The organism is Streptomyces sp. NPDC050732, from assembly GCF_040654255.1.
Lineage (GTDB): Bacteria > Actinomycetota > Actinomycetes > Streptomycetales > Streptomycetaceae > Streptomyces.
In genome coordinates this window covers 92,774-99,484 of the sequence record NZ_JBFAHP010000035.1, presented here as the reverse complement: position 1 = coordinate 99,484, position 6,711 = coordinate 92,774, and the positions used below count along the sequence as shown (strand labels likewise).

General features: G+C 69.8%; 6 protein-coding genes. 2 read left to right on the top strand and 4 right to left on the bottom strand.

From position 1 onward, the window contains the following. The 4 genes from AB0H82_RS28430 to AB0H82_RS28415 all read right to left on the bottom strand — a co-directional run. The coding region (locus AB0H82_RS28430) for a 3-deoxy-7-phosphoheptulonate synthase (RefSeq protein ID WP_362997618.1) at positions 1 to 900 on the bottom strand (900 nt) is incomplete at its 3' end. 393 nt (positions 901 to 1,293) lie between these two features. After that, a complete protein-coding gene (locus tag AB0H82_RS28425) occupies positions 1,294 to 2,565 on the bottom strand; it encodes an FAD/NAD(P)-binding oxidoreductase (protein ID WP_362997616.1) in 1,272 nt (423 codons plus the stop codon). Continuing rightward, on the bottom strand, positions 2,565 to 2,888 hold the full coding sequence (locus AB0H82_RS28420; RefSeq protein ID WP_362997614.1) for a 2Fe-2S iron-sulfur cluster-binding protein: 324 nt from the start codon (positions 2,886 to 2,888) through the stop codon (positions 2,565 to 2,567). The genes AB0H82_RS28425 and AB0H82_RS28420 overlap by 1 nt, the downstream gene beginning before the upstream one ends. 277 nt (positions 2,889 to 3,165) lie before the next feature. After that, the gene (locus tag AB0H82_RS28415; protein ID WP_362997612.1) at positions 3,166 to 4,086 is read right to left on the bottom strand and encodes a LysR substrate-binding domain-containing protein; all 921 of its coding nucleotides are present in this window, start codon (positions 4,084 to 4,086) and stop codon (positions 3,166 to 3,168) included. Positions 4,087 to 4,318: 232 nt separating this feature from the next. Here AB0H82_RS28415 and AB0H82_RS28410 point away from each other — a divergent pair, with 232 nt between their 5' ends. Together AB0H82_RS28410 and cydB are read left to right on the top strand one after the other, a co-directional pair. After that, complete coding sequence (locus AB0H82_RS28410) at positions 4,319 to 5,620, top strand: cytochrome ubiquinol oxidase subunit I (protein ID WP_362997610.1); 1,302 nt, start codon at positions 4,319 to 4,321, stop codon at positions 5,618 to 5,620. A 64-nt stretch (positions 5,621 to 5,684) separates the two neighbouring features. Then, a complete protein-coding gene (gene cydB, locus AB0H82_RS28405; RefSeq protein WP_362997608.1) occupies positions 5,685 to 6,707 on the top strand; it encodes a cytochrome d ubiquinol oxidase subunit II in 1,023 nt (340 codons plus the stop codon). The last annotated feature ends 4 nt before the right edge of the window (positions 6,708 to 6,711 follow it).

Here is a 6,711-nt window from a genome sequence, read left to right as displayed (position 1 = left end):
GCTGAGCCAGATCGCGGGGTGGCCGGCCTCGCGGACCGCTTCCACCAGGCGGGGCAGGCGCTCGGTGACCTGGTCCGCGCCCATCCGGGCGATCAGGGTGAGCCGGCCCGGGTCGCGCCAGGGGTCCAGCTTCTCGCACAGCGCCAGCAGCTCGGCCACCTCCATGGCGGGCCCGACCTTGCAGGCCACCGGGTTGCTCACCTCGGCGAGCAGCGCCACGTGGGCGCCCTCGACCTGCCGGGTGCGCTCCCCGATCCAGGGCCAGTGGGTGGAGCCCAGAAAGAGGCGGCCCTTGTCGTCGGTGCGCAGCATGGGCATCTCGTAGTCCAGAAGCAGCGCCTCGTGGCTCGTCCACACGCGCGGGCCCACTGTTTCGCGGCCCGCCGCCCGCTCCCGCCAGCCCAGATTCTCCAGGATGTCCCCGGCCGCCATATATCCCGTGATGATCCTGAGCGGGTCGGGGCGGCGGCTTTCGGCGTCGGGTTCGGGGCCGTTGACCATGTGGCCGCGGAAGACGGGCAGTTCGAGGCCGTCGATGACTTCGGTGGGCTTGGAGCGGGGCTTGGCGAACTGGCCCGCGATGCGTCCCACCCGCAGGACGGGCTTGCCGGTGATCAGGCCGAGCCGGCCGGCCAGCAGGTCGAGCAGGGCGGCCTTGCGGGCCACGTGGCGGGGGGTGCATTCCTGGGGGTCCTCGGCGCAGTCGCCGGACTGCAGGACCATCGCCTGGCCGCGGGCCACCTTGCCGAGCAGGGTGCGCAGGGTGGCCAGGTCGTCGCCCTGGACGAGGGGCGGGCGGGCGGAAAGGGCCTCGCCCACCCGGTTCAGCTGGGAAAGGTCGCTCCAGTCGGGTTGCTGCAATGCCCCGCGGATACGAATCTCCCGTATAACGTCTTCCATGACGCACTCCGATCCAGCGGTGAAGTGATACTCGGGCGGGTATTCCCGTGCGCTTGATCTCCCGGTAAACGGAGTCTTCGGCAACGGAATGCCGAGCGCGTGCATCTGCTGGACGAATTGCGCAGGCGCCGAAAGCCCCCCGTTGGCCTTCAGCGATCCTGCCTGATTCAACGAAGCAAATCAACAGCGTTTTGATGTTTCATCGGTGAACGCGATGCAACTTTCAACCATAAAAAAAGCGCACTGACATAAACTCAGTGCGCATCTTTAAACATTGCGGCGGCAGGCGTCGAAACTATTCCGCCACAATTCACAGGGCGGCGAATCAGCGCGCGACCGGAATCGGAATAGTCGATTCCAGTCGCGCGCGTCCGCCGACGTCGGCCGCCGGTGTCAGAGAGGCACCGGCGCCTCCGTCCCGCGCCTGGCGAGGCTCCGGAGGTGCTCCCTGAGGCTGAATCCCGGCGCCGACGCGTCCTCGGGCGTCAGGGCGGCGCCCTGCGTCAGGAGACGGCGGGCCGCGAGGTGGTCGGCGGGCCGGTTGACGGACTCGACCGCCTGCAGCTCCTGCCCGTGGAAGAGCAGCACCGAGAAGGCGTCGGGGTCGTCGCCGAGCACGACCTCCACGTCGTGCCCTTCGTTGAATCCCGCGATCTGCACGGTGGTGGCGAACTGGTCGCTCCAGAACCACGGCAGTTCGTCGTACGCGCGGGGCGAACCGGTCAGCCGCCCGGCGACCGACTGGGCGTGCCCCACGGCGTTCTGGACCGATTCGAGCCGCAGCCGGTTGCCGGAGCGCACCTGCGGGAACGCAGCGCAGTCACCGATGGCCGAGATGTGCGGATCGCCGGTCAGCAGCCGGGAGTCGACGGTGATGCCGCCGTCCACCGGCAGACCGGCTGCGGCGGCCAGCTCCGTGCGGGGGGTGACGCCGACACCGACCAGGACCAGGTCGGCGGGGAGCCGGCGGCCGTCGGCGAGCTCCACCGCGGTGACCCCCGAGCGGCCGTCGCCGTGCAGGGCCGTGACGCCCTGCCCGAACAGCAGCTCGGTGCCCTTGCCGCGGTGCAGCCGCGTGAAGTGCTCCGCGGTCGGCGCCGACGCGACCCGGGCGAGCGGCCGGTCGAGCGCTTCGACGACGGTCACCTCGACGCCCGCTTCCCGCGCCACGGCGGCGAATTCGAGGCCGATGAACCCCGCCCCCACCACCACCGCGCGCCGCGCTCCCGCCAGCGACGACTGCAGCGCGGCGGCGTCCCGCGCGGTGCGCAGGGTGTGTACGCCGCGCAGCTCCGCGCCCGGCACGGAGAGTGTGCGGGGCGTGGCGCCGGTGGCCAGGACGAGGTGGCCGTAGCCGTACGCGGAGCCGTCGGTGAGGCGTACCGTGCGGGCGGCCGGGTCGATCTCCGTCACGGTGCCCGCGACCAGGTCGATCGACTGGCGCACGTAGTACGTGGCGGGCCGCAGCCACAGCTCCGCCTCGTCCGCCTCGCCCTTGAGGTACGCCTTGGACAGCGGCGGACGCTCGTAGGGCAGCGCGTCCTCGGCGCTGATGAGCGTGATGGTCCCCGTATAGCCGAGCTCCCGCAGGGACGCCGCGGTCTGGTAGCCGCCCTGGCCGGCTCCGACCACGACGACCGAATCGGGGTGTGTGCCGTCCGTCATCAGTTCTGCCGTTCCGGGGTGTGGACGATGAGGCCGTCGAGGGCGTCGCTCGACTTGAGCTGGCAGCTCAGCCGGCTGTTGGGCTTGCGGGGGCACGCCGTGAAGTCGAGCATCTCGTCCTCCCGCTCCTGCGGCGGCTCCAGCTTGTCGAGGGTGGTCTCGTCCACGTAGACGTGGCAGGTGGCGCACTGCATGTTGCCGCCGCACTGGGCGACGATGCCGTCGATGTCGTTGAAGACGGCGCCGCGCATGACGCTCGTACCGGCGGGGACGTCGATCGTGGTCTGGTTGCCGTCGACGGCGACGTACGTGATTTTGGGCATGGCGGAACTCCTTGATGGCATCCGGACGTGCGTGCGCGAGGGCGGGTCGTGGTGCGGATGGCCTGGCAAGTGGAAAACGGAAGGGTGAGACGGCGTGCCGACGGCCGAAGGGGGAACGCGGACACCCCTGGCGGCTCGCCATCACTCGCTGGCCGTCGGGACACGCGACGTCCTGGGCCAGGGCTGTGGCAGCGGTTGGAGAGTACCAAACCGATTCGGGCCGGGCCAGGACCGCCCGGGGGATCGGGTGTTGACTCAGTCTTGACTCATGGCCGGCTCAAGGCTGGCGTCCGCGGCGCTTGTCGGGCAGCCGGTGCGTCATGAAGGGCCTGCTGGTCGTGAACTCCCGGAACTTCACCGCGGCGTCGGACAGGTAGGTGTCGCGGCTCCACACCAGCGTGAGCACCCGGCTGCAGTCCGGCGCGTTCAAGTGCACCCAGGCCACCGGGACTTGGGAGTCGGTCCCGGCCTGGCGGGAGATGGCGGGGATCAGGCCGATGCCGAGGCCGGCGCTGATCATGTCCTGACTGGCGCCCGGCTCGTCGCCCTCGCAGGAGATCATTGGGGTGAGGCCCTCGGAAGCGAAGAGGCGGTCCAGGAGCGTGCGTTGCCACTGGCCGACGCGGGTCGTCACGAACGGCTCGGTGGCGATCTCACGGATCGTCACACTCTCCTGGCCGTCGAGCCAGTGGCCGCGCGGGACGGCGAGCAGCACCTCCTCGCGGGCCAGCTCGATCATCTCCAGGTTCGTGCCGGTCAGCGGCTGCGAGGCCACGCAGAAGTCGACCTCCCTGGCGCGCAGCTGACGGTCCATCTCCTCCGCGTTCGACTGGTAGAGCCGGACGTCCGCGCGGGGGTAGGCGGCGCGGAAGCTGCCGAGGAGGTGGGTGATCGTCAGGAGGGTCTCGGAGGCGACGCTGACCCGGCCGAACGCCGTGTCGCGGGCGTCGCTCAGGACCCTGCGGGCGTCGTCGAGCTCGCTCAGGGCGCGGTCCACGTGGTGCAGGAAGACCACGCCGTACTGGTTCAGCCGGATGCGGCGGCCCTGCCGGTCGAAGAGGGGGGTGCCGAGCTCGGCCTCCAGGCGCGCGATGGTGCGGCTCAGGGAGGGCTGGGCGACGCGCAGCTCCTCCGCGGCCCGGCTGATGTGCTCGTAACGGGCGACCGTCTGGAAGTAGCGCAACTGCAGAAGATCCATGATCCACCTTCACTTATGCCTTCCGGGACATCATCACATGGCCAAACCGGTCTTGGATTGCATAAGGATTTCTCTCTACGGTTTTCATCGAGGTCACCGCACAGGTGGCGGGCAACGCGGCCCGGCACCTGCACACGCGAAGCGGCGGCCCCACCGTCCACCGTCCGCCACGACCGGCACACCAACCCCCCTCAGCCGTCCCACCGGCCACCGCCCCCAGGAAGGTCGCATCATGAGCGCTGCGGATCTGGCCCGACTCCAGTTCGCGGCCACGACCGGCATCCACTGGCTGTTCGTGATCCTCACCATGGGACTCGTCCCCATCGTGGCGATCATGCACACCCGGGCCGCGTTCACCCGTGATCCCGCCAAGAGAGCAGTCCGGGAGCGTATGACTCGCTTCTGGGGCCAGCTCTACGTCATCAACTACGCGGTCGGCATCGTCACCGGCCTCGTCATGGAGTTCCAGTTCGGGCTCAGCTGGAGCGGCCTGAGCAAGTTCGCGGGCAACGTCTTCGGCGCCCCGCTGGCCCTCGAAACCCTCATCGCCTTCTTCGCCGAGTCCACCTTCCTCGGCATGTGGATCTTCGGCTGGGGCCGTCTGCGCAGAGGCGTGCACGTCACGCTCATCTGGCTGGTCGCCCTGACCGCGTACGCCTCCGGATACTGGATCCTGATCGCCAACGGCTTCATGCAGCACCCCGTCGGCTACGAGGTCCGCGACGGCGCCGCCTACCTGACCGACTTCGGGGCACTGCTCACCAACTCCAGCGCCCTGATGGCCCTCTTCCACCTCTCGCTCGGCGCCCTGACGACGGGCGGTTGCTTCGTCGCCGGCGTCAGCGCCTGGCACTACCTGCGCGGCACCAAGGAGACCGAACTCTTCCGGCCCTCCCTGAAGCTCGGGCTCTGGGTGTCGACCGTCGCCTCCTTCTTTGTGGTCGTCGTCGGCGAGATGCAGCGCCCCATCATCGAGCGCACCCAGCCCATGAAGGACGCGGTCCTGGAGAACAGCGGCGTCGCCGAGCTGCAGGCCGAGCTCGTCAAGGAGCACGGGCCCGGCAACTACGTGCCCTGGCAGGACACGATGCGGATCTCGATGGACGTCATGACGCTCATCGGCAACACCGTCTCCACCATCACCTTCATCGCCCTCATCCTTCTGTGGAAGGACCGGCTGATGCGCTGGCGCTGGGCCTCCTGGATCCTGGTCGCGACGATCCCCTTCCCGTTCATCGCCTCCGTCGGCGGCTGGATCGTCCGCGAGGTCGGCCGCCAACCGTGGATCGTCTACGGCGAGTTGACCGTCGAGGACGCGCTGTCCCACGTCGGGAAGACCTCGCTGCTCCTGTCCTGCGTCCTGTTCATCGCCATCTTCGTCGCGCTGGCCGTGACCAACTGGACCCTGATCACTCGGTTCGCGCTCCGCGGCCCCGACGCCACCCAGCTCGGCGTCAGCGAGCCACTGCCGGAAGACCTCCCCGAGGGCCCGGACGGCAGCACCAGCGAGAAGCAGCCGGTGCCCGCGCTCTGAGCCGGGCCGACCCGGCACCCCCCACCGAGATGACCTCCCCTGCTGTAACGGAAAGTTGAGCGAGATGAGTCTGGAGACCGTCTGGCTGGCCCTCCTGGGCCTGCTACTCGCCGGGTACTTTGTCCTCGGCGGCTACGACTACGGCGCACAGATGCTGCACCCCTTCCTCGGCCGAGACGGTCAGGAGGAGAAGCGCACCGGCGGAAACGCCGCCCTCGACGCCATCGCGCCGTTCTTCCTGGGCAACGAGGTCTGGCTGGTCGCCTTCGCCGGAGTCATGTTCGGCGCCTTCCCGCACCTCGAAGGCACCCTCCTGTCCGGCATGTACCCGCTGATCGTGGCGATCCTCGCCGGCCTGGTCCTCGGCAACGCCGCGGTCCAGCTCCGCCGCCGCTCCCACAGCGCCCGCGGCCGCCGGACGTGGGACGCCCTGATCGTCTTCGGCGGCGTCGTCCCCGCCGTGGCGTGGGGCCTGATCGTCGGACTGCTGCTGCACGGCGTGCCCCGCCGCGCCGACGGCAGCTTCCACATCGGGTTCGGCGACGTGTTCACGCCGTTCGTGCTCGCCTGCGGAGCCACCACCGTGCTGCTCTTCGCGGCCCACGGCGCGACCTTCGTCGCCCTCCGCTCGGAGCCCCGACTCGCCGCCAGGGCGCGGCAGCTGGGCGCCAAGCTGCTCGTCGGCGTCGCCGCCACGGGCGCCCTCGCCCTGCTCCTCACGCTCTTCGGGGCGGGCGCCTCGATGACGAACCGCGCGAGCTCCGCCGTCATCGCCGTCCTGCTCGTCGCGGCCCTCGCCGCCGCCTGGTGGTACCTCAGCCGCGGACACAACGTCCTCGCGTTCGCCGCCACCTGCGCCGCGACCGCGCTGCCCGTCCTGCTCGTGGGCGCGGGCCACTACCCGTACCTCCTGATCACCGACGCCGGCGCGGGCCTTGACATCGACCACGCCATCACCGACGACGCCACGCTGAAGATCCTCAGCGGCTTCGGGATCCTGGTGATCCCGACGATCCTCGCCTACCAGTTCTGGAGCTGGTGGGCCTTCCGGGGGCGGACGGGACAGCGTCACCCCAGCTACTTCTGACCCC